Annotated in this window: 19 protein-coding genes; 8 read left to right on the top strand and 11 right to left on the bottom strand. The window is 71.1% G+C overall.

What is annotated here, in order from left to right; genetic code table 11:
* Positions 1-210 precede the first annotated feature (210 nt).
* Positions 211-1,878, bottom strand: coding sequence for a substrate-binding domain-containing protein (locus tag K4G59_RS11540; RefSeq protein ID WP_231251209.1), 1,668 nt, complete (start codon positions 1,876-1,878; stop codon positions 211-213).
* Positions 1,879-1,973: 95 nt separating this feature from the next.
* Between K4G59_RS11540 and K4G59_RS11535 the strand changes: the two genes are divergently transcribed.
* Together K4G59_RS11535 and K4G59_RS11530 are read left to right on the top strand one after the other, a co-directional pair.
* Positions 1,974-2,645, top strand: a complete 672-nt coding sequence (locus K4G59_RS11535; RefSeq protein ID WP_231251208.1) for a nucleoside/nucleotide kinase family protein — start codon at positions 1,974-1,976, stop codon at positions 2,643-2,645.
* On the top strand, positions 2,642-3,157 hold the full coding sequence (locus K4G59_RS11530) for a hypothetical protein (protein WP_231251207.1): 516 nt from the start codon (positions 2,642-2,644) through the stop codon (positions 3,155-3,157). The genes K4G59_RS11535 and K4G59_RS11530 overlap by 4 nt, the downstream gene beginning before the upstream one ends.
* Here K4G59_RS11530 and K4G59_RS11525 read toward each other — a convergent pair.
* The gene (locus K4G59_RS11525) at positions 3,144-4,250 is read right to left on the bottom strand and encodes an adenosine deaminase (RefSeq protein ID WP_231251472.1); all 1,107 of its coding nucleotides are present in this window, start codon (positions 4,248-4,250) and stop codon (positions 3,144-3,146) included. The two genes, K4G59_RS11530 and K4G59_RS11525, sit on opposite strands and share 14 nt — an antisense overlap.
* Positions 4,251-4,303: 53 nt before the next feature.
* Between K4G59_RS11525 and K4G59_RS11520 the strand changes: the two genes are divergently transcribed.
* Complete coding sequence (locus K4G59_RS11520; protein ID WP_231251206.1) at positions 4,304-4,756, top strand: MaoC family dehydratase; 453 nt, start codon at positions 4,304-4,306, stop codon at positions 4,754-4,756.
* Between the two features lie 93 nt (positions 4,757-4,849).
* On the opposite strand, the gene K4G59_RS11515 is transcribed toward K4G59_RS11520, so the two are convergent.
* Complete coding sequence (locus K4G59_RS11515) at positions 4,850-6,133, bottom strand: thymidine phosphorylase (RefSeq protein WP_231251205.1); 1,284 nt, start codon at positions 6,131-6,133, stop codon at positions 4,850-4,852.
* Entirely contained in the window at positions 6,133-6,558 is a 426-nt protein-coding gene (locus K4G59_RS11510) for a cytidine deaminase (protein ID WP_231251204.1), read from the bottom strand. The genes K4G59_RS11515 and K4G59_RS11510 overlap by 1 nt, the downstream gene beginning before the upstream one ends.
* Positions 6,559-6,724: 166 nt before the next feature.
* Between K4G59_RS11510 and K4G59_RS11505 the strand changes: the two genes are divergently transcribed.
* From K4G59_RS11505 to K4G59_RS11485, 5 genes are all read left to right on the top strand, one after another.
* Positions 6,725-7,834, top strand: a complete 1,110-nt coding sequence (locus K4G59_RS11505; protein WP_231251203.1) for a BMP family lipoprotein — start codon at positions 6,725-6,727, stop codon at positions 7,832-7,834.
* Between the two features lie 255 nt (positions 7,835-8,089).
* Positions 8,090-9,613 (top strand): ABC transporter ATP-binding protein, encoded by a 1,524-nt coding sequence (locus K4G59_RS11500; protein WP_231251202.1) that lies wholly within the window; start codon positions 8,090-8,092, stop codon positions 9,611-9,613.
* Complete coding sequence (locus K4G59_RS11495; protein ID WP_231251201.1) at positions 9,610-10,860, top strand: ABC transporter permease; 1,251 nt, start codon at positions 9,610-9,612, stop codon at positions 10,858-10,860. The genes K4G59_RS11500 and K4G59_RS11495 overlap by 4 nt, the downstream gene beginning before the upstream one ends.
* On the top strand, positions 10,857-12,158 hold the full coding sequence (locus tag K4G59_RS11490) for an ABC transporter permease (RefSeq protein ID WP_231251200.1): 1,302 nt from the start codon (positions 10,857-10,859) through the stop codon (positions 12,156-12,158). The genes K4G59_RS11495 and K4G59_RS11490 overlap by 4 nt, the downstream gene beginning before the upstream one ends.
* A 49-nt stretch (positions 12,159-12,207) precedes the next feature.
* Positions 12,208-13,446 carry a sensor histidine kinase gene (locus K4G59_RS11485; RefSeq protein ID WP_231251199.1) on the top strand — a complete coding sequence of 413 codons (1,239 nt, stop codon included), beginning with the start codon at positions 12,208-12,210 and terminating at the stop codon, positions 13,444-13,446.
* On the opposite strand, the gene K4G59_RS11480 is transcribed toward K4G59_RS11485, so the two are convergent.
* From K4G59_RS11480 to sdhC, 7 genes are read right to left on the bottom strand one after another with little or no spacing between them, the layout of a single operon-like run.
* Positions 13,432-14,637 (bottom strand): amidohydrolase, encoded by a 1,206-nt coding sequence (locus tag K4G59_RS11480; RefSeq protein ID WP_231251198.1) that lies wholly within the window; start codon positions 14,635-14,637, stop codon positions 13,432-13,434. The two genes, K4G59_RS11485 and K4G59_RS11480, sit on opposite strands and share 15 nt — an antisense overlap.
* 12 nt (positions 14,638-14,649) lie before the next feature.
* Positions 14,650-15,639 (bottom strand): methylmalonyl Co-A mutase-associated GTPase MeaB, encoded by a 990-nt coding sequence (gene meaB, locus K4G59_RS11475; RefSeq protein ID WP_231251197.1) that lies wholly within the window; start codon positions 15,637-15,639, stop codon positions 14,650-14,652.
* Positions 15,639-17,831, bottom strand: a complete 2,193-nt coding sequence (gene scpA / locus K4G59_RS11470) for a methylmalonyl-CoA mutase (protein ID WP_231251196.1) — start codon at positions 17,829-17,831, stop codon at positions 15,639-15,641. The genes meaB and scpA overlap by 1 nt, the downstream gene beginning before the upstream one ends.
* The gene (locus tag K4G59_RS11465) at positions 17,828-19,630 is read right to left on the bottom strand and encodes a methylmalonyl-CoA mutase family protein (RefSeq protein ID WP_231251195.1); all 1,803 of its coding nucleotides are present in this window, start codon (positions 19,628-19,630) and stop codon (positions 17,828-17,830) included. The genes scpA and K4G59_RS11465 overlap by 4 nt, the downstream gene beginning before the upstream one ends.
* 60 nt (positions 19,631-19,690) lie before the next feature.
* Positions 19,691-20,467: a succinate dehydrogenase/fumarate reductase iron-sulfur subunit gene (locus tag K4G59_RS11460; RefSeq protein ID WP_231251194.1), complete on the bottom strand. Its 777-nt coding sequence runs from the start codon at positions 20,465-20,467 to the stop codon at positions 19,691-19,693.
* Positions 20,464-22,332, bottom strand: coding sequence for a fumarate reductase/succinate dehydrogenase flavoprotein subunit (locus K4G59_RS11455; RefSeq protein ID WP_231251193.1), 1,869 nt, complete (start codon positions 22,330-22,332; stop codon positions 20,464-20,466). The genes K4G59_RS11460 and K4G59_RS11455 overlap by 4 nt, the downstream gene beginning before the upstream one ends.
* Positions 22,329-23,150 (bottom strand): succinate dehydrogenase subunit SdhC, encoded by an 822-nt coding sequence (sdhC, locus tag K4G59_RS11450; RefSeq protein WP_231251192.1) that lies wholly within the window; start codon positions 23,148-23,150, stop codon positions 22,329-22,331. Before sdhC ends, K4G59_RS11455 begins: the two co-directional genes overlap by 4 nt.
* Positions 23,151-23,296 lie beyond the last annotated feature (146 nt).

Below are 23,296 nucleotides of genomic sequence, written 5' to 3'. Positions count from 1 at the left end.
CCAGCGCCATCGAGGAGCTCCTGTGCCGACATCCGGCACAGGAGCTCCACTGTCTCCGGGGCCTGTTGGCTGCCCCGCGGCGCCGGATGTACTTCCACTCGCACGGGTGGGAGTTCATCGTGCGCTGAGCGTGGACGACGCAGGACAGGGATGGACTTCCACTCCTGTGAGTGGAAGTCCATCCCTGTTGCCTGCTCGGAGCGAAGAGCCTCAGCGGTTGAGCAGCGCCTGGGCCAGCACGCCGAGGATCTCGTTGGGGTTCTCGACCAGGAAGTTCTGCCCGCCGGTCGCCGCGGCGATCTGCTCGAGCTCACCGGTGTCGGCGTCCTGCGAGATGCCGATGATGATCACCTTGACCGGCTTCGCGGGGTCGCGGACCGACTTCAGCTGGTTGACCAGCGACTCGAGCGACAGCGAGCTGGTGTCGTCGCTGGCACCGTCGGTCATGATCACCACGGAGTTGAACCACGCCGGGTCCCACTTCTCCTGGGCGTGCTTGTAGGCCGCCAGCGTGGTGTCCATGACACCGGTGCCGCCGTTGACCCGACCGGGGAGGCCGCCAGCCACCTTGCGCACCACGTCGCCGTGCGTGCCGGCGTCACCGGCAGGCGCGTCGAGCCGGTCGAGGGTGGCGTACTCCTCGTAGGACGCACCGCCCTCGCCGCGGTTCTTGGAGAAGCCCCAGATGCCGATGCGGGCCTGGGCCGGGAACGCGTCGAGCGCGACCTGGGAGGCGGTGACGGCCAGCTGGATGCGGGTGGTGTCTCCGATGGCGGTCTTCATCGAGCCCGACAGGTCGACGACCGCGAGGATGCTCGAGGGCACCGACAGCACGCGCCACTGGCGCAGCGCGTCGTCGGTGGTCTTCTGCGGCACCGTGTTGAGCACCCGGGCGTCGCCGAGACCGATGTCGTTGGGCAGCGGGGCACCGTCGGGGCCGCGCAGCTCGGCGGCGGCGATCGCCTCCACGCCGGCACCCGAGGTGAACCAGCGCGTCAGCGCACGGCCGACGCGGGCCGAGATGTCCCCGCCCGAGGCCAGGATGTCCTTGTTGCCGCGGTTCACGTCGATCATCGGGAACTGCAGCATCGGCACGCCCGTGTCCGGAGCCACCAGGGTGAGCTGGTCGTTGCTGCGGCGAGCCGCGAGGTAGGCCTGCTCGGTGGCGGGGACCAGCTGCGTGCTGGAGGCGGAGATCGTGGAGAGGTCGGTCTCGTTGGTGCTGCCGGCCACGGCGCGCTCGCCGTAGGTCTGGGCGACCGGGACGGTCTTCTGCTCGATGGTCGCGGCGGTCTCGCCGGTCTTCTTCATCTCCGCGTAGGGAGCGAGCAGCGCGAGCGCCGAGGCGCCCTCGGCGCTCGGGTCGGCCATCGCCAGGCTGCCGCCGTCGAGGACACCGGCCCACGACGCGGGCGCCTTGGCCGCCGGGCCGCCGATGAGGCCGACGGGCGTCTGGGCGAGCACCTCGGCGATCGGCGAGCCGGTCCACCCGGCTGCCGTCAGCTGGCCCTTCCAGGTCGGGCTGTCCGGGATCCAGATCTCGGGAAGCTGGGCGTCGGGGTCGCTGAGCAGCGCCACCACGTCCTTCACCGAGCCGGTGGAGACCTGGATGTCGATGCAGGGCTCGTCGGCGTTGACGTCCTTCACTGCCTCGCGGACCAGGTCCTCCATCACGGGTGCGGTGGTCAACGTCACCTGCTCGGAGACGCAGTCGGCGCCCCCGGGGGTGTCACTGTTGCCGCGCATGGCGAAGAATGTGATGAAGGCGAGCACCAGCACCAGCGCGAGCCCGCCCAGCACCAAGGGGTTGCCGGAGCGGCGTACGGCGGCTCCGGAGTTGTCCGCGGTTTCGGGCGCGGTCGAGTCGTCCTGACTCATGAGGTCCTCCCACAAGAACGTCAATCGGGGGTCTGGGCGAGAGTAATGTCCAGCCGGATCGTCCGTGGCCGAACCAGGAAATGAGCTTCGCAACGATGAGCACAGCCCAGGTGGTCGTCCTGGCCGGCCCCAGCGGCGCCGGGAAGTCCCGGCTCGCCGAGCGGCTCGGACTTCCGGTCCTGCGGCTCGACGACTTCTACAAGGACGGCGACGACCCGACCCTGCCGCGCATCGACCACGGCGCCAACGCCGGCCTCGTGGACTGGGACCACCCAGGCTCCTGGCACCGGGCCGACGCGATGGCAGCGCTGCGCGAGCTCTGCGCCACCGGGCGCAGCGAGGTGCCGATCTACGAGATCGCGCAGAACGGTCGCTGCGGGTCGCGCGTGGTGGACCTGCACGGCAGCACGCGCTTCGTCGCCGAGGGCATCTTCGCCCCCGACGTCGTGTCCGCGTGCCGCGAGGAGGGCCTGCTGGCAGCGGCCTACTGCATCACGCAGCACCCCCTCGTCACCTTCTGGCGCCGGCTGAGCCGCGACCTGCGCGAGCACCGCAAGCCCCCGCTGATGCTCGTGCGCCGCGGCTACGCCCTGGCCCTCGACCAGCGCCGCGTGGTCGCCCACGCACTCCGGCAGGGCTGCCGCCGCGCCACCGGCGACCAGGCGTATGCCGAGCTGGCAGCGAGCCTGCAGAGCCGGTCCGACTCCCGCTCCGACTCGGGGTCCGACGCGGGGTCCGACGCGGGGTCCGACGCGGGGTCCGCGTGAGGCTCCAGCAGCCCGACCGCCGCTCCTGCGGCGCCGCGGCACTGGTCATGGCACGCCGGCTGGCACTGCCCCGCTACGCCGGGCTCGTGGGCGACCAGGCGAGCTTCGCGCACGAGGTGAGCACCCTGCACCGGCGGCTCACGTCGCTGTCCGACACCGCGGGCGGCTGGCAGGTGCCGTGGCCGCGCGCGCTCGGCACCCCGCCGTGGGCGGTGGCACGCGAGCTCGGCTTGGTCACCGGGGTGCCCTACGCGACCCGGTCCGTGCGCCTGGGGCGGCGCGTGTGGCCACACCTGGCGGTCGCGACCCCGCTGCGGCCGGTCGCGGTCTACGTCGGCGACCGGTTGCTGCCGCGCCACGTCGTGCTGGTGACCGGGACCGGGGCCGACGGCGCGGCGACCTACGAGCCCGCGTCCGGGCTCGTCGCCGCCGTCGCGTCGGGGCGCTGGGAGCGCGGCGACCTCGCGCTCGCGGGTTGGGACCGGCCGTGGCTGGTCGTCAGCCCGCGATGAGGGCGGCGTAGCCCGGCTTGACGACCTCGTCGATGATCTTCAGGCGCTCGTCGAAGGGCAGGAAGGCGGACTTCATCGCGTTGATGGTGAACCACCGCAGGTCCTCCAGCGTGTAGCCGAAGGCCTCGACCAGGCCGAACATCTCCTTCGTCATCGACGTCTGGCTCATCAGCCGGTTGTCGGTGTTGACGGTCACGCGGAAGCGGAGGTCGGTGAGCAGCCCGATCGGGTGCTCGGCGAAGGAGGAAGCAGCGCCGGTCTGGATGTTGGAGCTCGGGCACATCTCCAGCGGGATCCGCTTGTCGCGGACGTAGGCCGCCAGCCGGCCCAGCTCGACCGAGCCGTCGTCGGCGACGGTGATGTCGTCGGCGATCCGTACGCCGTGGCCGAGCCGGTCGGCGCCGCACCACTGGATCGCCTCCCAGATCGACGGCAGGCCGAAGGCCTCTCCGGCGTGGATGGTGAAGTGCGCGTTCTCGCGCTGGAGGTACTCGAAGGCATCGAGGTGGCGGGTGGGCGGAAAGCCCGCCTCCGCACCCGCGATGTCGAAGCCCGCGACCCCGCGGTCGCGCCACGCGATGGCGAGCTCGGCGATCTCCATCGAGCGGGCCTGGTGGCGCATCGCGGTCAGCAGCTGGCGTACGACGATCCTGCCGCCCGCGGCGGCCATGCCGGCGTCGAAGCCCTCCTGCACGGCGGCGACGACCTCGTCGAGCGTCATCCCGTTGGCGACGTGCTGCTCGGGCGCGTAGCGCACCTCGGCGTAGACGACGCCGTCGGCGGCGAGGTCCTCGACGCACTCGCGGGCGACGCGGGCGATCGCCGGACCGTTCTGCATGACCGCGACGGTGTGGTCGAAGGTCTCGAGGTAGCGCACCAGTGAGCCCGAGTCGGCGGACTCGGCGAACCAGCGTCCCAGCGACTCGGCGTCTGGAGCGGGGAGCTCGTGGCCGATCTCGGCGGCGAGCTCGACGATCGTCTGCGGGCGCAGCCCGCCGTCGAGGTGGTCGTGCAGGAGGACCTTGGGTGCGGCGTGCACCTGCTCGCGAGTCGGGCGGGCAGGGACAGCGGTGGAGGTCGGGGTCTCGGTCACGTCGTTCACGTGCCCATCCAACCAGTCGCCCGGCAGCGTCCTAGGGTGAGGCCATGCGCACCTTCACCACGCTCGACGACGTCGCCGCCGCCGCAGGCTCCGAGATCGGCACCAGCGAGTGGCTCGCGGTCGACCAGGCCCGGATCGACGCCTTCGCCGATGCCACCCTCGACCACCAGTGGATCCACGTGGACGCCGACGCGGCCGGCGCCGGTCCCTTCGGGACCACGATCGCGCACGGCTTCCTCACCTTGAGCCTGCTCCCCCACTTCGCCTCGCAGGTCTTCAGCCTCGAGACGCCCGGTGCCCGGCTCAACTACGGCCTGGAGAAGGTGCGCTTCCCCTCCCCGGTCCCGGTCGACAGCCGGCTCCGCTCGCACGTGCGCTTCGGCGAGGTGCGCGACCTGCCTGCGGGCAAGCAGCTGATCGTCGAGCACACGGTCGAGATCGAGGGCCAGGACAAGCCGGCCTGCGTGGCCCAGCACGTGGTGCTGCTCCTCGCCTGAGGGCCCCTGCCGTCGCGATCCCCGGGTACCCGGGGAAGCTGGAGCCTCACCCCCGAAACTTCGGGGGTGAGGCTCCAGTTCCGGCCGGGAAGGTCAGCTGATCCGGTCGAGCACGATCGGACCAGCGGCGAAGCCGGCACCGTCGCCGATGTCGTAGCCCCCCTCGAGCGAGGCGAGCGCACGGTCGAAGCGCTCGGGCTCGTCGGTGAGCAGGGTGAAGAGCGGCTGGCCCCCGGTGACCTCGTCGCCGGGGCGCGCGTGCCAGACGACGCCGGCACCGGCCTGCACCGGGTCCTCCTTGCGGGCCCGGCCGGCGCCCAGGCGCCACGCGGCCAGCCCGACCGCCATCGCGTCGAGGCGGGTGAGGATCCCCGTGGCGGGCGCGACGACGACGTGCGACTCCTTGGCCTGCGGGAGCGCGGCGTCGGGGTCACCGCCCTGGGCGCGGATCATCGCCTTCCAGGCGTCCATCGCGGAGCCGTCGGCCAGCCTGTCGGCGGGGTCGACGTCGTCACGCCCGGCGCCGGCGAGCATCTCGCGGGCCAGGGCGAGCGTCAGCTCGACGACGTCGGCGGGGCCGCCACCGGCCAGCACGTCGACCGACTCCTGCACCTCCACGGCGTTGCCGGCGGTCAGGCCGAGCGGGGTGGCCATGTCGGTGAGGAGCGCGACGGTGTGCACGCCGGCGTCGGTGCCGAGAGCCACCATCGTCTCGGCGAGCTCGCGCGCGGTCGTGAGGTCCTTCATGAAGGCACCGCTGCCGACCTTGACGTCGAGCACCAGCGCACCGGTGCCCTCGGCGATCTTCTTGCTCATGATCGAGCTCGCGATCAGCGGGATCGCCTCGACGGTGCCGGTCACGTCACGCAGGGCGTAGAGCTTCTTGTCCGCCGGGGCCAGGCCGTCACCGGCCGCGCAGATCACCGCGCCGACGTCCTCGAGGATCGAGAACATCTCGTCGTTGCTCAGCGCGGCGCGCCAGCCGGGGACGGACTCGAGCTTGTCCAGGGTGCCGCCGGTGTGGCCCAGGCCGCGGCCGGACAGCTGGGGCACCGCCACGCCGCAGGCCGCCACGAGCGGGGCCAGTGGAAGCGTGATCTTGTCACCGACGCCGCCGGTGGAGTGCTTGTCGGCGGTCGGGCGCGAGAGCGTGGAGAAGTCCATCCGCTCCCCCGACGCGATCATCGCGGCGGTCCAGCGCGCGATCTCGGTGCGGTTCATCCCGTTCAGCAGGATCGCCATCGCGAGCGCCGACATCTGCTCGTCGGCGACCTCGCCCCGGGTGTAGGCATCGATCACCCAGTCGATCTGGCTGTCGCTGAGCTCGTGCTTGTCGCGCTTGGCGAGGATCACCTCGACGGCATCGTGTGCGGGCATCAGCGGCTTCCTTCGTTCTTGGCGAGGTCGTCGGGACCGAAGGCGTCGGGGAGCACCTCGGACATGGGCTTCACTCCGGACACGGTCCAGACCAGCAGGTCCGGCCCGCCGTGCTCGAAGAGCAGCTGGCGGCAACGTCCGCAGGGCATGATCACGTCGCCGGCACCGTCGACGCACACGAAGTGCGTCAGTCGACCGCCGCCGGTGGCGTGGAGCTGGGACACGAGCCCGCACTCCGCGCACAGCACGACGCCGTACGCCGCGTTCTCCACGTTGCAGCCCACCACGCGCCTGCCGTCGTCCGCCAGCGCGGCAGCCCCCACGGGGTAGCGGGAGTAGGGCGCATAGGCGCGCCCCATCACCTCGACGGCAGCAGCCTTCAGCTCGTCCCAGTCCTTCTGATCCACGCGGCCACTATGGCCCATGGGGGCCCCAGCGGGTTTTGGCAGGTTCTGCCGAAACAGCCTCGTGACGTTTTATGTCTCAACCTGATACCAGAAGTAGCGATCCGCGTGACGCGTGGCACGGGGGGAGGCATCATTCCCCCGGAAAGCTGACCCCATCCCGGGGTGCACGAACCTGGAGGCATTTGTGAAGAAGTCGAGGAAGGTCGTCTCGAGCGGCCTCGTAGCGCTGCTCGCGGCCGCAACCCTTGCTGCGTGCGGCGACGCGCCCGAGGAAGACACCAACGACAGCGGGAGCGAGGCCGCTGCGAGCGACTTCCTCCCCTGCATCGTCTCCGACGCCGGCGGGTTCGACGACAAGTCGTTCAACCAGCTGGGCTACGAGGGCGCCAAGCAGGCTGCCGACGAGCTGGGCGTCGACCTGGTCGACGTCGAGTCGAACAGCGAGAACGACTTCGGTCCGAACCTCGAGAGCCTGGTCGGGCAGGGCTGCGACGTCATCGTGACCGTCGGCTTCGCCCTCGCCTCGGCGACCAAGGAGTCGGCCACCGCCAACCCGGACATCGAGTACGTCCTCATCGACGACTCGGCCGACGGCGGCGACGACGGTGCGACCTTCGACGGCAAGGCCGACGTCGAGAACATCAAGCCGCTGCTCTACAACACCGCCGAGGCTGCGTTCCTCGCCGGCTACGCCGCTGCCGACTACACCAAGACCGGCAAGGTCGGCACCTACGGCGGCATGCCCTTCCCGACCGTGACCATCTTCATGGACGGCTTCAAGCAGGGCGCCGAGTACTACGCCGAGGAGAACGGCAAGGACGTCGAGGTCATCGGCTGGGACGGCAAGAACGGTTCCTTCACCGGTGGCTTCGAGGCCAACGAGGCTGCGACCAGCACCGCCAAGCAGATCCTCGACCAGGACGTCGACGTGATCCTGCCCGTCGGTGGCCCGATCTACCAGGGCGCGATCACCGCGATCCAGGACTCGGGCGACGACATCGCGATGATCGGCGTCGACGCCGACCTCTACGAGACCGACCCCTCCACCCAGGAGTACGTCATGACCTCGATCCTCAAGGGCATGAAGGTCTCGACCTACGAGGCCGTCATGGCCGCGGGCAACGACGAGTTCGACTTCGAGCCCTACATCGGCACCCTCGAGAACGACGGGGTCGGCATCGCGCCGTTCCACAACTTCGAGGACAAGGTCGACGGCGGCCTGGCCGGCAAGCTCGACGAGGTGAAGGCCGGCATCATCGACGGCTCGATCACGGTCGAGTCCTACCTGGGCTGAGCACCAGCACGCTGCACCACGCTCCACCACGCGGGGGAGGTCGACGGTTCGTCGGCCTCCCCCTCGTGTGCCGCGGCCAGTTGCCAGAACGGTCCCCCGACCTTTGGCACATCTCGGGGCAGTGCCTCCAGATCCCCCACAGTTACCCTTCCCGCGCGCTCCCGCGCGGCCGTACGTGACCGCCCCACCAGGCAGGCCGTACCACGACCCCCGGTCCAGACCTGCGGACCCTTGCGACCCCTAGGATGCGATGCCATGAGACTCGTCCTGCGAGGCATCACCAAACGCTTCGGCAGCATGGTGGCCAACGACTCGATCTCCTTGACGGTCGAGCCCGGAGAGATCCACTGCCTGCTCGGCGAGAACGGCGCCGGGAAGTCGACCCTGATGAACGTGCTCTACGGCCTCTACAAGGCCGACGAGGGCGAGATCGAGCTCGACGGCGAGGTCCAGCACTTCACCGGACCGGGCGACGCGATGGCCGCCGGCATCGGCATGGTCCACCAGCACTTCATGCTCATCCCCGTCTTCTCCGTCGCCGAGAACGTGATGCTCGGCAACGAGACCACCGGCTTCGCCGGCACCCTCGACCTCGACGCCTCCCGCGCGCGCGTCGCCGAGATCTCCGAGCGCTTCGGGTTCCACGTCGACCCCGACGCCCTCGTCGAGGACCTCCCGGTCGGCGTGCAGCAGCGGGTCGAGATCATCAAGGCCCTGTCCCGCGACGCCGAGCTCCTCGTCTTCGACGAGCCCACCGCGGTGCTCACCCCGCAGGAGACCGACGAGCTGATGGAGATCATGCGCCAGCTCAAGGAGGCCGGCAAGGCGATCGTCTTCATCACCCACAAGCTCCGCGAGGTCCGCGCCGTCGCCGACCGGATCACCGTGATCCGCCTCGGCAAGGTCGTCGGCGAGGCAGACCCCACCGCCAGCAACGCCGAGCTGGCCTCGATGATGGTCGGTCGTCCGGTCGAGCTGGTCGTGCACAAGGACGCCCCGACCCTCGGCGCCGACGCCCTCGTCGTGAAGGACCTGCGCGTCACCGACCTGGCCGGGCACAAGCAGGTCGACGGCCTCAGCTTCACCATCCGCGCCGGGGAGGTCCTCTGCGTGGCCGGCGTGCAGGGCAACGGGCAGACCGAGCTCACCGAGGCCCTGCTCGGCCTCCAGGACGACGTCAGCGGGTCGATCACCCTCGACGGCGTGGAGCTGGTCGGGCGCTCGACGCGCAGGATCCTCGACGCCGGGGTCGGGTTCATCCCCGAGGACCGCCAGGTCGACGGCCTGGTGCCCAGCTTCACCATCGCCGAGAACCTCATGCTCAACCGCAGCTTCAGGTCTCCGTTCGTCAAGAACGGCAATCTGCGCCTGGGCGCGCTGCGCGAGTTCGCGCAGGAGAAGCTCCAGCAGTACGACGTCCGCGCGCGCGACATCGACTCGCTGGCCGCCAGCCTCTCCGGCGGCAACCAGCAGAAGGTCGTCGTGGCCCGCGAGCTCTCGCGCGACCTGCGCCTGCTCGTCGCAGCCCAGCCCACCCGCGGTGTCGACGTGGGCTCGATCGAGTTCATCCACAAGCAGATCGTCGCCACGCGCGACAGCGGCATCCCTGTCCTGGTGGTCTCCACCGAGCTCGACGAGGTGGTCGCGCTCGCCGACCGCATCATGGTGCTCTACCGCGGCAGGGTCGTCGGCATCGTGCCGGCCGACACTCCCCGCGAGACCCTCGGCCTGATGATGACCGGCGAACGCCCGAAGGACCTGAAGGACGTGGCCTCGTGAACGACACCGACAAGCCCCAGCCGGGCCAGCCGGAGGACTCCGCCGGCCAGACGCTGACCGAGCCGGCCCCCGGCGACCAGCAGGGCGAGCGCTCGCGCTCGGTGCTGCGCGACATCGCCTCCGGCGACGCCATGGCCGGCGTGCTCGCGGTGTTCCTCGCCGTCTTCGTCGGCTCGGTGATGATCGCCGCGACCGATGAGGGCGTCCGCGAGGCCGCGAGCTACGTCACCGCCCGCCCGTCCGACTTCTTCACCGCACTGTGGGAGGCCATCTCCGGCGCCTACAGCGCGATGTTCCGCGGCTCGGTCTTCAACTACCTCCTCACCGAGCCCGCCCAGCAGTGGCGCCCGCTCACCGAGACCCTGAAGTTCGCCGGCCCGCTCATCCTCGGCGGCCTCGGGGTCGGCCTGGCCTTCCGCGCGTCCCTGTTCAACATCGGTGGCCGCGGGCAGATGCTCGTCGCCGGCGGCGCGGCCGGCTACGTCGGCTTCCAGTTCGACCTGCCGACGATCGTCCACCTCCCGCTCGCCCTCGTCGTCGCCATGGTCGCCGGCGCGCTGTGGGGTGGGATCGCCGGCCTGCTCAAGGCCCGCACCGGTGCGCACGAGGTGATCGTCACGATCATGCTCAACTACGTCGCCTACTACCTGCTCTTCTACGCCCTCACCAAGGACTGGCTCCTCAAGACGCCCGGCTCGGTGAACCCGAAGTCGCCGCCGATGAAGGACAGCGCCACCCTCCCGAAGGTGCTCGGCGACCAGTTCAACCTCCACCTCGGCTTCGTGATCGCGCTGGTCGCGGTCGGCGTCGCGTGGTGGCTGCTCAACCGCTCCACCCTCGGCTACCGCATCCGCGCGGTCGGTGAGAACCCCCACGCTGCCCGGGCCTCGGGCATCAACGTCGGCATGACCTACACGATCGTGATGATGATCGCGGGCTCGCTGCTCGGCCTGGCCGGTGCCAACCAGGTGCTCGGCACCGTGACCAGCGGCGTCTCGCTCGACCTGGACGCCTCGATCGGCTTCGACGCCATCACCGTCGCGCTGCTCGGCAGGTCCCGGCCGCTGGGCATCCTGGCCGCCGGCCTGCTGTTCGGCGCCCTCAAGGCCGGCGGCTTCACCATGCAGGCCTCGGAGAGCATCTCCGTCGACCTGGTGCTGGTCGTCCAGTCACTGATCGTCCTCTTCCTCGCCGCTCCCCCCCTGGTGCGCGCGATCTTCCGGCTCCCCGCCCAGGAGGCCAAGTGAGCACCGTGACCACTCCCACCCCCGACACCGGTGGGCTGGCTCCCGACGCCGACGTGACCCCTGCCAAGGGCATCGGCGCGAAGAAGCTGCCGATCATCTTCGGCGTGCTGACGGCGCTGCTCGCCGTCGTCCTGATGCGCTCCAGCCCCTCCGGTGACACCACCTTCCAGCTGGCGGCCGGCACCGACTTCGTCACGCTGCCCGACATCGTGGTTCCCTCGGGCCCCACGGCGTGGGTGATGGTGGTGCTGTGCCTGGCCCTCACCGCCGAGGCCGTACGGCGCATGCTGGCGCACACGCAGCAGTCGATCTGGATCCCGATCGGCTTCGCCGTCGCCTGGATGACCGGCTTCCTCAGCTGGGCCGCGGCCGACGAGCGCATCCGCGTGGTGAGCCTGCTCGGCGGCGCCGTGGCGCTCGCCATCCCGCTCGTCTTCGGCGCGCTGGGCGGTGTGCTCGGCGAGCGTGCCGGCGTGGTCAACATCGCGATCGAGGGCCAGCTGCTCTTCGGTGCGTTCGCGGCGGCCGTCACCGCCTCGCTCACCGGTTCGCCGTGGGCCGGCCTGGTCGCCGCCATGGTGGCCGGCGCCCTGATCGCGCTGATCCTGGGCCTGTTCGCGATCACCTACTTCGTGGACCAGGTCATCGTGGGCGTGGTGCTCAACGTGCTCGTCGTCGGCCTGACGAACTTCCTGTTCCGCCAGGTCCTCGCACCCAACGCCGACACCCTCAACTCCCCCGACCGCTTCAGCGCGATGCCCATCCCGATCCTGGGCGAGATCCCGCTGATCGGCCCGATCCTGTTCCGCCAGACCCCGCTGGTCTACGTGCTCTACGTGGTCGTCGCGCTCGTCGCGTACTCCCTCTACCGCACCCGCTGGGGCCTGCGGGTCCGCGCAGTCGGCGAGCACCCGAAGGCCGCCGACACCGTCGGGATCAAGGTCAACCGCACCCGCTACCGCACGATCCTGCTCGCCGGCGCCATCGCGGGCATGGGCGGCGCCTACTTCAGCCTGGTCTCGGTCGCAGGATTCAACCGCGAGATGACCGGGGGTGCGGGCTTCATCGCCCTCGCCGCGGTGATCTTCGGCAAGTGGGACCCGATCCGCGCCGCCCTGGCCGCGCTGCTGTTCGGCTTCGCGTCCAACCTGCAGGGCGTGCTCTCCGCGATCGGCTCGCCGGTCCCGAGCCAGTTCATGCTGATGCTCCCCTACCTCGTCACCATCTTCGCGGTGGCGGGCCTCGTGGGACGCTCCCGGCCGCCCGCGGCCGACGGTGTGCCCTATCGACAGCAGTGATCCGTCCCTGATCGACCCGCGACGGACCCGGTGCACGCGCACCGGGTCCGTGACTCACTCGCCCACCGAGCACGGCCCCGAGGCCGGCCACGACCTCGCGGAGGTGCTGATGAACCCACTCGCCCCGTCCGCGCCGTCGCCCTCGTGGGTCGGCGAGGAGTCACTCGCGCAGAGCAGCGAGCGCTACGCCTCGATGTTCACCCACCACCCGCACGCGGCCTACAGCGTGGACGCGCGCGGCTACTTCACCGACGCCAACGCCCTGGCGCTGCAGATGACCGGGCTCACCCTCGAGGAGATGCGCGAGGCCCACTTCCGGGAGGTGATCCACCCCGAGGACCTGCCCGTCATCCGGCGTGGCTTCGAACGCGCCATGACCGGTGAGCCGCAGCTCGAGGAGGCGCGGGTGGTCGACGTGGACGGCGTGGTGACCGACATCCGCTGCACGATGATCCCGGTCGTCGTGGGCGGCGACGTCGTGGGCGTGCACGGCGTGAGCGAGGACGTCACCGCCGCCAAGCAGCTGCTGCGCGACCTCGAGGAGGCCAACCTCGCCAAGACCCTCTTCCTCGCCACGGTGAGCCACGAGCTCCGTACGCCGCTCGCGGCCCTGGTCGGGGCCAGCGACCTGCTGATGGCCTCCGACCTCGAGGGCGAGCCCGCGCACGTCTCCCGGGTCATCCACCGCTCCGGGCAGCGGCTGATGCACCTGGTGCAGGACCTGCTGGAGTTCTCCGGGCTGGAGGCGCACCAGACCGTGCTGCACCCGCAACCCTTCGACGTGCGCGAGCTGGTCGAGGACGTCGCTCGGTGGGCGGTGCCGTTCGCCGAGAGCCGCGACCTCTCGATCTCGTTCGTGGTCGACGAGGCGGTGCCCAGCACCGCCGTCGGCGACGGGCGCCGGATCACCCAGGTCGTCACCAACCTGGTGCAGAACGCCATCACCTTCACCTCGTGCGGGTCGGTGTGCGTGCGCGTGCGGGGCGGCGCTGCCCCTGCCGACGCGACGACCTCCCGCGCGTGGGTCGAGTTCACCGTCGTCGACAGCGGCATCGGCATCGCCGAGGAGCATGTCGCGAGCCTGTTCGACCCTTTCACGCAGACCGACCGCTTCGCTCCGTGCGAGCAACGCGGGATCGGGCTCGGGCTGGCCATCTGTCGCGCGCTGGTCGACCTCATGGGCGGCCGGCTGGCGGTCTCCTCCACGCTCGGCGAGGGCAGCACCTTCACCTTCGCCGTGCCGCTCGGCTGCCACGACGAGCCGGCGCCCGCCTCAGCCGGCGGCTGAGAGGGCGGTGACCGCCGCCTCGGCGAGCACCCGCGACGCGATCGGGGTGGCCGCCTCGTCGATGCGCAGGTTGCCCTGGTGGAGGTCGTACGTCGCCCCGCCGGACGTGCGGGTCCCGAGCCGGGCCATCGCGCCCGGCACGGAGTCGAGGAACCAGCCGAAGTCCTCACCGCCCAGGCTCTGCGCGGTCGAGACGTGGCCGTGCGGGCCGAGGACGTTCTCGACTCCGACCCCGAGCAGCCGGGTCGACTCCTCGTGGTTGACCACCGGCGGCACGCCGCGCTGGTAGGTCACCTCGGCCGTCACGCTGTAGGGGGCGACGATCGCGGTGATGAGCTGGCGGATGAGGTGCTCGGCATCGGCCCACGCGACCGCGTCGAGCATCCTGACCGTGCCGGCGACGACGCCGCCGTGCGGGATCACGTTGGGCGCCGAGCCCGCGCGCACCATCCCCCAGACGACGCTGACACCGGCGCGCGGGTCGAGGCGTCGGCTCAGGATGGCGGGCAGCTCGGTGATGACCTTGCCCAGGGCGAAGGTGAGGTCCTCGGTGAGGTGCGGGCGCGAGGTGTGCCCGCCCTTGCCGATCAGCCGGACGGTGAGCGAGTCGGCGGCGCCGGTCAGCGGACCCTCCCGCAGGCCGATCCGGCCCACGTCCAGGCTCGGGTCGCAGTGGAGGCCGAAGACGTGGGAGACGCCTTCGAGCGCCCCGGCCGAGATCAGGTGCAGCGCACCGCCGGGCATGACCTCCTCGGCCGGCTGGAAGAGCAGCCGCACCCGCCCCGGGAGCAGACCGCGGGTGGCGACCTCGGCCAGGGCCAGGCCGGCGCCGACGAGTCCCGCGGTGTGCACGTCGTGCCCGCAGGCGTGGGCAACCCCGGGGACGGTGCTGCGCCACGGGTCCGAGATCAGGTCGTCGACGGGCAGGGCGTCGAGGTCGGCGCGCAGCGCCACCAGCCGCTCGCCGTGACCGATCTCGGCGATCACTCCCCCGCCCGGGGGGCGGGCGATGTCCCACCCGGCTCCCTCGAGCGCGGAGACCACTGCCTCGGACGTGCGGTGCTCCTCCCAGCTGAGCTCGGGGTGGGCATGCAGGTCACGCCGGAGGGCGACGAGGTCATCGGCGTACTTGTCGACGACCTCGGAGATCACGGCACTGGTGGCGGGCGAGGCGGGGGGTGTGTCAGGCATAACCCTCGCAGTCTAGTTCGCGTCCCCGTCGTAGGCGGCGAGAAGCCGGTCGGCGGCCAGGGGGGCGGGCAGCTCACCCGCCAGCACCGCTCGGCGTACGTCGTCGCGCACCGCTGCCACGCCCGGCGAGGTCCGCAGCCGCTGGGCGAGCTCGTCGCGCACGAGCGCCCAGGTGAAGTCGAGCCGCTGCCCGGCCCGCTTGTGGGCCAGGCCGTCGGCGCCGAGGTGGGCGCGGTGCTCCCCCACGCGCTGCCAGACGTCGTCGACGCCGGCCCCGGTGAGCGCGGAGCAGGTGACGACCGGCGGCGCCCACTCCGCGTGGCCGCGCACCAGGCGCAGCGCTGCGGCGAGCTCGCGGGCCGCGACGCGGGCGTCCGCCTCGTGGGGTCCGTCGGCCTTGTTGACCGCGACGACGTCGGCGATCTCGAGGATGCCCTTCTTGATGCCCTGGAGCTGGTCGCCGGTGCGCGCGATGGTGAGGAAGCAGAAGGTGTCGACCATCCCGGCGACGGTGACCTCCGACTGACCGACCCCGACGGTCTCCACGAGCACGACGTCGTGACCGGCGGCCTCCAGCACCAGCATCGCCTGGGTGGTCGCGCGGGCCACCCCGCCCAGCGTCCCGGCCGTGGGTGAGGGGCGGATGAAGGCGCGGGGGTCGACCGCGAGGCTCGCCATCCGGGTCTTGTCGCCCAGCACCGAGCCGCCCGTGCGCACCGACGACGGGTCCACGGCCAGCACCCCGACACGGTGCCCGGCGGCGGTCAGCCGCGTGCCGAGCGCCTCGATGAAGGTCGACTTGCCCACGCCCGGGACGCCGGAGATGCCGACGCGGGTCGCGGGCAGGAGGTCCCCGTCGGCGAGCAGGGTCAGCAGCTCGCGGGCCGCTGCGCGGTGATCGGTGCGCGACGACTCGACGAGGGTGATGGCGCGCGAGACGTCGGCGCGACGCCCGGCGCGGACCCCCTCCACCAGTGCGGCGACGTCCACGGGACGACCCATCAGGCGGTCTGCTCCCGCAGGCGTGCGATGAGGTCGAGCGCGGACTCCGCGATGACCGTGCCGGGCAGGAACACCGCGGCCGCACCCATCTCCCGGAGCGTCTCGACGTCGTCGGGCGGGATCACACCGCCGATGACGATCATGATGTCGGGGCGCCCCTGGTCGGCCAGCGCCTGCTTGAGCGCCGGCAGGAGGGTGAGGTGACCCGCGGCCAGCGAGGAGACGCCGACGATGTGCACGTCGGCGTCGATCGCCTGCTGGGCGACCTCTTCCGGCGTGGAGAACAGCGGGCCCACGTCGACGTCGAAGCCCAGGTCGGCGAAGGCGGTGACGACGACCTTCTGCCCACGGTCGTGGCCGTCCTGGCCCATCTTGGCCACGAGGATGCGCGGGCGGCGCCCCTCCTCGGCCTCGAACTCCTCGGTCGCGGCGAGGACCTCGGCGACCTTGCCGCCGGCTGCGCCGTCGGACTTGGCTGCCTCGTCGCGGTACACGCCGCTGATCGTACGGATCACCGCCTGGTGGCGGCCGTAGACCTTCTCCAGCGCGTCGGAGATCTCCCCGACCGTGGCCTTGGCGCGGGCCGCGTCGACGGCCAGCGCGAGGAGGTTGCCCTCCAGGGACCCGCCGCCGACCGGGCCGCGCTCGGCTGAGGCGGTCAGCGCGTCCAGCGAGCGGCGTACGGCGTCCTCGTCGCGCTCGGCGCGCAGTCGCTCGAGCTTGGCGACCTGCTGGCGGTAGACGTCGTCGTTGTCGACGCGCAGCACGTCGAGCTTGTCCTCGACCGGGAGCCGGAAGGTGTTCACGCCGATGACCTTCTGGGCGCCCGAGTCGATGCGCGCCTGGGTGCGGGCGGCTGCCTCCTCGATGCGCATCTTCGGTATGCCCTGCTCGATCGCCGCCGCCATGCCGCCGGCCCGCTCCGCCTCGAGGATGTGGGCCCAGGCCCGCTCGGCGAGGTCGTGGGTGAGCTTCTCGACGTAGTAGGAGCCTGCCCACGGGTCGATGACCTGAGTGGTGCCGCTCTCCTGCTGCAGCAGCAGCTGGGTGTTGCGGGCGATGCGCGCGGAGAAGTCGGTCGGGAGCGCGATCGCCTCGTCGAGGGCGTTGGTGTGCAGCGACTGGGTGTGGCCCTGCGTGGAGGCCATCGCCTCGATGCAGGTGCGCCCGACGTTGTTGAAGACGTCCTGCGCGGTGAGCGACCAGCCCGAGGTCTGGCTGTGCGTGCGCAGCGAGCGCGACTTCGGGTTCTGCGGGTCGAAGTCGTCGACCAGCCGCGCCCACAGCGCACGGGCCGCGCGCATCTTGGCGACCTCCATGAAGAAGTTCATCCCGATGGCCCAGAAGAAGCTCAGGCGCGGGGCGAACTGGTCGATCGTCATGCCGGTGCCGAGCCCGGCACGGATGTACTCCACGCCGTCGGCCAGCGTGTAGGCCAGCTCGAGGTCGGCGGTCGCCCCGGCCTCCTGGATGTGGTAGCCGGAGATCGAGATCGAGTTGAAGCGCGGCATCTTCTGGCTGGTGAAGGCGAAGATGTCGCTGATGATCCGCATGCTCGGCGCCGGCGGGTAGATGTAGGTGTTGCGGACCATGAACTCCTTGAGGATGTCGTTCTGGATGGTCCCCGCCAGCTGCTCCGGCTTCACCCCCTGCTCCTCGGCCGCCGCGATGTAGAGCGCGAGCACGGGCAGCACCGCGCCGTTCATCGTCATCGACACCGACATCTCGTCGAGCGGGATGCCGTCGAAGAGGGTGCGGGTGTCGTAGATCGAGTCGATCGCCACGCCCGCCATGCCGACGTCGCCGCGCACCCGTGGGTGGTCGGAGTCGTAGCCGCGGTGCGTCGCGAGGTCGAAGGCGACGCTCAGGCCCTTCTGCCCGGCCGCCAGGTTGCGGCGGTAGAAGGCGTTGGACTCCTCGGCGGTGGAGAAGCCGGCGTACTGCCGGATCGTCCACGGCTGGGTGGTGTACATCGTCGGGTAGGGACCGCGCAGGAACGGCGCGATGCCCGGCCACGTGTCGAGGCCGTCGAGGCCCTCGAGGTGCTCGGGGCCGTAGACGGGGAGGATGTCGATGCCCTCCGGGCTCGTCCACGGCTCGTCTCCCCCGCCAGGTTCGGTGGTCGAGGTGCGAGCGGAGCGAGCCTCGAGACCTCCGAGCTCGATGTCTGCGAAGTTCTCCGGAATGCTCACTTCGAGAGCTCCTCTCGGATCCGGCCGAGGAAGCCGAGCGCATCGACTCCCATGGCGCACGAGTCATCGACGTCGGTCACGGTCTTCTCCCCCGGCCTGCCGGCCAGCACGACGTACGCCGCACCTGCCGCCCGCAGCGCGGCGACGAGGTCGTCGCCCCACTCGGCGTAGGCCGCGTCGGTGCCGGCCAGGCAGGCGACCCGCTGGCCGGCGTAGGCAGCCGTGACCGCCTCCACGCCGTCGGTCGGGCCGGCCGCGTCGACGGCGACGCCGCCGGCGGCGAACAGGTTGGTGGCGAAGGTGGCGCGCGCGGTGTGGGCGGCGATCGGACCCATCGTGGCCAGGAAGACCTTCTCGGTGGCGGGCTCGGCCCGCATGTCCTCGTAGGCCCGGCCGTAGTGGCGCACGCCGCCACGGCCCCACGGTGCGCGCTCGGGCAGCACCTCGGCGAGGTTCGGGAACTCCGAGATGCCGGTCAGCGGGCGCGAACGGTCGGCGATGCCGGCATCGCGGGCAGCCGCGACGGAGCGCACGCGCTCCTCGACACCCGTCGCGGCCTGCTCGCCGAACCCGCCGTCCGCCTCGATCCGGCCGAGCTCGGCCCAGCCGGCGACCGCGAGGGCGTCGGTGAGCCTCTCGACGGCGTAGGACCCACCCGCGGGGTCGGACACCGCGGCGACGTGCGCCTCCTCGATGAGCAGGGAGGAGGTGTTGCGGGCGATCCGCCGGCCGAAGGCGTCGGGCTGGCCGAGCCGCTCGTCGAAGGGCACGATGGTGATCGCGTCCGCGCCTCCGACGCCCGCCGCGAAGGCGGCGACGGTGCCACGGAGCATGTTCACCCACGGGTCCTGCTTCGTCATCATGGCGCGGCTGGTGACGACGTGCTGGCGCTGCGGGACGTCGTCGGCGCCGCTGGCCTCGAGCACCCTGGCCCAGAGCCGCCGGGCCGCGCGCAGCTTGGCGATCGTGGGGAACTGCTCGTCGGTCGCGGCGTAGCGGAACTCGACGAGCCCGGCCGCCTCGTCCACGCTGAACCCCGCCTCGACCAGGATGCGCAGGTAGTGCACGCCGACGGCCATCGTCCAGCCGAGCTCCTGGGCGTCGCTCGCGCCGGCGTCGTGGAGCGCCGTCCCGTCGACGACGGCACCGAGCACGCCGAGCGCCTGCGCCCGGCGGACCGTGTCGACGAAGGACTCGAAGGGCGTACGCCCGTCGTCGGCGACGCGGTGGCCGAACACCTCGGCAGTGGCCGGGTCGGCGGAGAGGTTGCTGCCGGGGTGGGGGTCGTTCGCGGTGTCCTCGAGCAGCCGGGCGAGCGCCTCGGACTGCCCGGCGTCGGGTCGCTCGAGGGTGACCGGGGCGAGGTCGAGCAGCACGCCGCGCAGGGCGCGGGACAGGTCCACGGTGCGGGAGAGGTCGAGGTGCAGCGAGGTGGCCCCGTTGTCGAGGTCGACCAGGGCCGCCTCGTTGACGGCCGCCGCGTCGTCGCCGACCAGCGGCGTTCGGATGTCCCAGGCGCCGGAGCGCGTGGGGCGGCCCTCGGTGCGGAGGTCGTCGAGGTCGGACCGCTGCCCGATCGGGGGCACGTCGATCCCGTCGAGCGTGGTCCGCGTCAGCACCGACCAGACGTCGGAGTCGGGTGCGTCGTCTCGCAGGCGCCGGGCCTTGCGCAGCACCGCGGCCGTCGCCGCCTCCCAGGCGGCAGGTCCGTAGGAGTCGCCCTCGCCCACCAGCCGGAGCGAGCCCTCCTCGGGCTGCAGCTCCTCGGGCTCGTCCAGTCCACCGTCGAGGTCGCTCATGAGTCGCAGGATAGGGCGGGCGTCACATCCGTGGCACTGCGCAGGCCTATGGGATACGTCTCAGACCTCGACGCGGCCCTCGTCGTCCTTGGTGCGCAACCCGATCTTGCTGCCCAGCCAGACCAGCGGGTCGAACTTCTTGTCCACCACGCGCTCCTTCATCGGGATGATCGCGTTGTCGGTGATCCGGATGCCCTCGGGGCAGACCTCGGTGCAGCACTTGGTGATGTTGCACATCCCCAGGCCCGCCGCACCCTGGGCGAGCTCGCGCCGGTCGTGGGTGTCGAGCGGGTGCATGTCGAGCTCGGCGTAGCGCAGGAAGAAGCGAGGCCCGGCGAAGGCCTCCTTGTTGTCCTCGTGGTCGCGCACCACGTGGCACACGTCCTGGCACAGGAAGCACTCGATGCACTTGCGGAACTCCTGCCCGCGCTCGACGTCGACCTGCGCCATCCGACGCTTGCCGTCGGCGTCGCGGGGACCGAGGCTGGCCGCTGGCAGCTGCTTGGCCTTCTCGTAGTTGAAGGACACGTCGGTCACCAGGTCGCGGATGACCGGGAAGGTGCGCATCGGCGTCACGGTGATGGTCTCGTCCTGCTCGAAGTCCGAGAGCCGACACATGCACATCAGGCGCGGGCGGCCGTTGACCTCGGCGCTGCACGAGCCGCACTTGCCGGCCTTGCAGTTCCATCGCACGGCCAGGTCCCCGGCCTGGGTGGCCTGGACGCGGTGGATCGCGTCGAGCACGACCTCGCCGTCGGACACCTCGACCGGGAAGTCCTGGATCTCGCCGCCGTCCCGGTCACCGCGCCAGATCCGCAATTTCAAGGTGTAGCTCATGCGAAGTACCCCTTCAGCTCGTCCGGCATCTCCGGCAGCGTCTTCTCGTGCAGCTCCACCCCGGTGCCGGCGGCATCAAGGGTGACCACGAGGTTCTTGGTGCCCCACGCAGGATCGGGGCCCGGGAAGTCGTCGCGGGTGTGGCCGCCGCGCGACTCCTCGCGGGCGAGCGCAGCCTTCGCGATGCACTCGCTGACGACGAGCATGTTGCGCAGGTCGAGCGCGAGGTGCCAGCCGGGGTTGTACTGGCGGTGGCCCTCGACGACCATCGTCCGCGCCCGCTCCTTGAAGGCCTCGATCTCGCCCAGCGACTCCTCGAGCTCGGTGCGGGTGCGGATGATGCCGACCAGGTCGTTCATCGACTGCTGGAGGTCGGACTGGATGGAGTAGGGGTTCTCCCCGCCCTCGACCTCGAAGGGCGCCAGCGCGCTCTCCTGCGCGGCCTTCACGTCGGCCTCGTCGACCTGCGGGCGCGCGTCACCCAGCGAGGCGGCGTACGTCGATGCGTGCTCGCCGGCGCGCTTGCCGAAGACCAGCAGGTCACCCAGCGAGTTGCCACCCAGTCGGTTCGAGCCGTGCATGCCGCCCGAGCACTCGCCCACGGCGTAGAGTCCGGTGACCGCGCTCTCCTGGGTGTCGGCGTCGACCTCCACGCCGCCCATCACGTAGTGGCAGGTCGGGCCGATCTCCATCGGCTCGGCGGTGATGTCGACGTCGGCGAGCTCCTTGAACTGGTGGTACATCGACGGCAGGCGCTTGCGGATGAACTCCGGCGAGCGCCGCGAGGCGATGTCGAGGTAGATCCCGCCGTGCGGGGTGCCGCGGCCGGCCTTGATCTCGGAGTTGATCGCGCGGGCCACCTCGTCGCGCGGCAGCAGCTCGGGAGGACGGCGGTTGTTCTTCTTGTCCTCGTACCACGCGTCCGCCTCCTCGACGGTGTCCGCGGTCTCGGCCCGGAAGAACTCGGGGATGTAGTCGAACATGAAGCGCTCACCCTCGGAATTCTTCAGGATGCCGCCGTCGCCGCGCACCGACTCGGTGACCAGCAGCCCCTTCACCGAGGGCGGCCACACCATGCCGGTGGGGTGGAATTGCACGAACTCCATGTTGATCAGGCTCGCGCCGGCCCGCATCGCGAGCGCATGGCCGTCGCCGGTGTACTCCCACGAGTTGGAGGTGACCTTGAAGGACTTGCCGATCCCGCCGGTGGCGAGGATGACGCTGGGTGCGTCGAAGACGATGAAGCGCCCCGACTCGCGCCAGTAGGCGAACGCCCCCGACACCCGGCCGCCGTCCTTGAAGACGTCGGTGACCGTGCACTCCATGAAGACGTCGATGCCCAGCGACACCGCCCGCTGCTGGAGGGTGCGGATCATCTCCAGGCCGGTGCGGTCGCCGACGTGCGCGAGCCGGGCGTACTTGTGACCCCCGAAGTCGCGCTGGGAGATCAGCCCGTCCTCGGTGCGGTCGAAGAGCGCACCCCAGTCCTCGAGCTCCTGCACCCGCTCGGGCGCCTCCTGCGCGTGCAGCTGCGCCATCCGCCAGTTGTTGAGCATCTTGCCGCCGCGCATCGTGTCCCTGAAGTGGACCTCCCAGTTGTCCTCCGGCCAGCGGTTGCCCATCGCTGCCGCGATGCCGCCCTCGGCCATCACCGTGTGCGCCTTGCCGAGCAGCGACTTGCACACGATCGCCGTACGCGCGCCTGCGTCGTGGGCCGCGATCGCCGCGCGCAGCCCCGCTCCGCCCGCACCGACCACCACGACGTCGTACGTGTGGCGCTCCATGCCGCCGCGGGCCTCGCCGGACATCGCGTTGCCGGTCATCGGGTGGCGGCCCTCGCCGGGGCCGTTCGTCGTGGTGGTCAAAAGAACCTCACGTCCTGGATCGTTCCGGTGGCCAGCAGGAAGATGTAGAGGTCGACGATGGCGACCGAGAAGAGCGAGTACCACGCCCACTTCCCGTGGCTGGTGTTGAGCCGAGAGACCCACGTCCAGAGCCGGTAGCGGACCGGGTGCTGGGAGAAGTGGCGCAGCCGGCCGCCGACGATGTGGCGGCACGAGTGGCACGACAGCGTGTAGAGCCAGATGAAGGCGACGTTGAGGATCATCAGCAGCGTGCCCAGGCCCATGTGGATCCCGGAGGTCTCGCCGTCGCCGACGGCGTACTCCGCCGGCATCGGCCGGAAGGCGAGGACCACGTCGAAGGTCAGCACGAGCCCGACCAGCACTGCGGCGTACCAGAAGTAGCGGTGCACGTTCTGCAGGACCAGCGGCAGCTTCGACTCGCCGGAGTACGACTGGTGCGGCTCGGCGACCCCGCACGCCGGCGGGCTCAGCCAGAAGGCGCGGTAGTAGGCCTTGCGGTAGTAGTAGCAGGTCATCCGGAAGCCCAGCGGGAAGATCAGGATGATCAGCGCCGCGGACAACGGCCACCACGCGAAGGGCTGGCCGAAGTCCGAGGCGCCCTCCACGCAGTCGCCCAGGCACGGCGAGTAGAACGGCGAGAGGTAGGGCGAGGCGTAGTAGTCACGTCCCATGAAGGCGCGCACGGTGGCGTAGACGACGAAGGCGGAGAAGACGACGAAGGTCGTCAGCGGCTGCAGCCACCACCGGTCCTGTCGCAGCGTGCGCTCCGTGATGCGCGCACGGGTCGGGCTGGTGACGCCCTGGTCGGTCGATGCCATGCATCCTCCACGCGGTCCGGCGATCCGGGTCCTGTCGACACTGGTGACTATGACGTGAGTCACACTCCAGCGGAAGTGGGCGCGCCCGGACAAACGTCACACGGCCTCGGCGCGTCGCCCGTGTGTGCGCCGCGATACCGTGAGTG

It is taken from the genome of Nocardioides furvisabuli, from assembly GCF_021083185.1.
Lineage (GTDB): Bacteria > Actinomycetota > Actinomycetes > Propionibacteriales > Nocardioidaceae > Nocardioides > Nocardioides furvisabuli.
Note: the sequence above shows the minus strand (reverse complement) of the source record. Positions and strands in the feature narration are given on the sequence as shown.

Excerpts from the sequence above, each read along its gene's own strand:
- K4G59_RS11540 (WP_231251209.1), bottom strand. The coding sequence starts at position 1,878 with ATGAGTCAGGACGACTCGACCGCGCCCGAAACCGCGGACAACTCCGGA.
- K4G59_RS11535 (WP_231251208.1), top strand. The coding sequence starts at position 1,974 with ATGAGCACAGCCCAGGTGGTCGTCCTGGCCGGCCCCAGCGGCGCCGGG.
- K4G59_RS11520 (WP_231251206.1), top strand. The coding sequence starts at position 4,304 with ATGCGCACCTTCACCACGCTCGACGACGTCGCCGCCGCCGCAGGCTCC.
- K4G59_RS11515 (WP_231251205.1), bottom strand. The coding sequence starts at position 6,133 with ATGCCCGCACACGATGCCGTCGAGGTGATCCTCGCCAAGCGCGACAAG.
- K4G59_RS11510 (WP_231251204.1), bottom strand. The coding sequence starts at position 6,558 with ATGGGCCATAGTGGCCGCGTGGATCAGAAGGACTGGGACGAGCTGAAG.
- K4G59_RS11500 (WP_231251202.1), top strand. The coding sequence starts at position 8,090 with ATGAGACTCGTCCTGCGAGGCATCACCAAACGCTTCGGCAGCATGGTG.
- K4G59_RS11480 (WP_231251198.1), bottom strand. The coding sequence starts at position 14,637 with ATGCCTGACACACCCCCCGCCTCGCCCGCCACCAGTGCCGTGATCTCC.
- meaB (WP_231251197.1), bottom strand. The coding sequence starts at position 15,639 with ATGGGTCGTCCCGTGGACGTCGCCGCACTGGTGGAGGGGGTCCGCGCC.
- K4G59_RS11465 (WP_231251195.1), bottom strand. The coding sequence starts at position 19,630 with ATGAGCGACCTCGACGGTGGACTGGACGAGCCCGAGGAGCTGCAGCCC.
- K4G59_RS11460 (WP_231251194.1), bottom strand. The coding sequence starts at position 20,467 with ATGAGCTACACCTTGAAATTGCGGATCTGGCGCGGTGACCGGGACGGC.
- sdhC (WP_231251192.1), bottom strand. The coding sequence starts at position 23,150 with ATGGCATCGACCGACCAGGGCGTCACCAGCCCGACCCGTGCGCGCATC.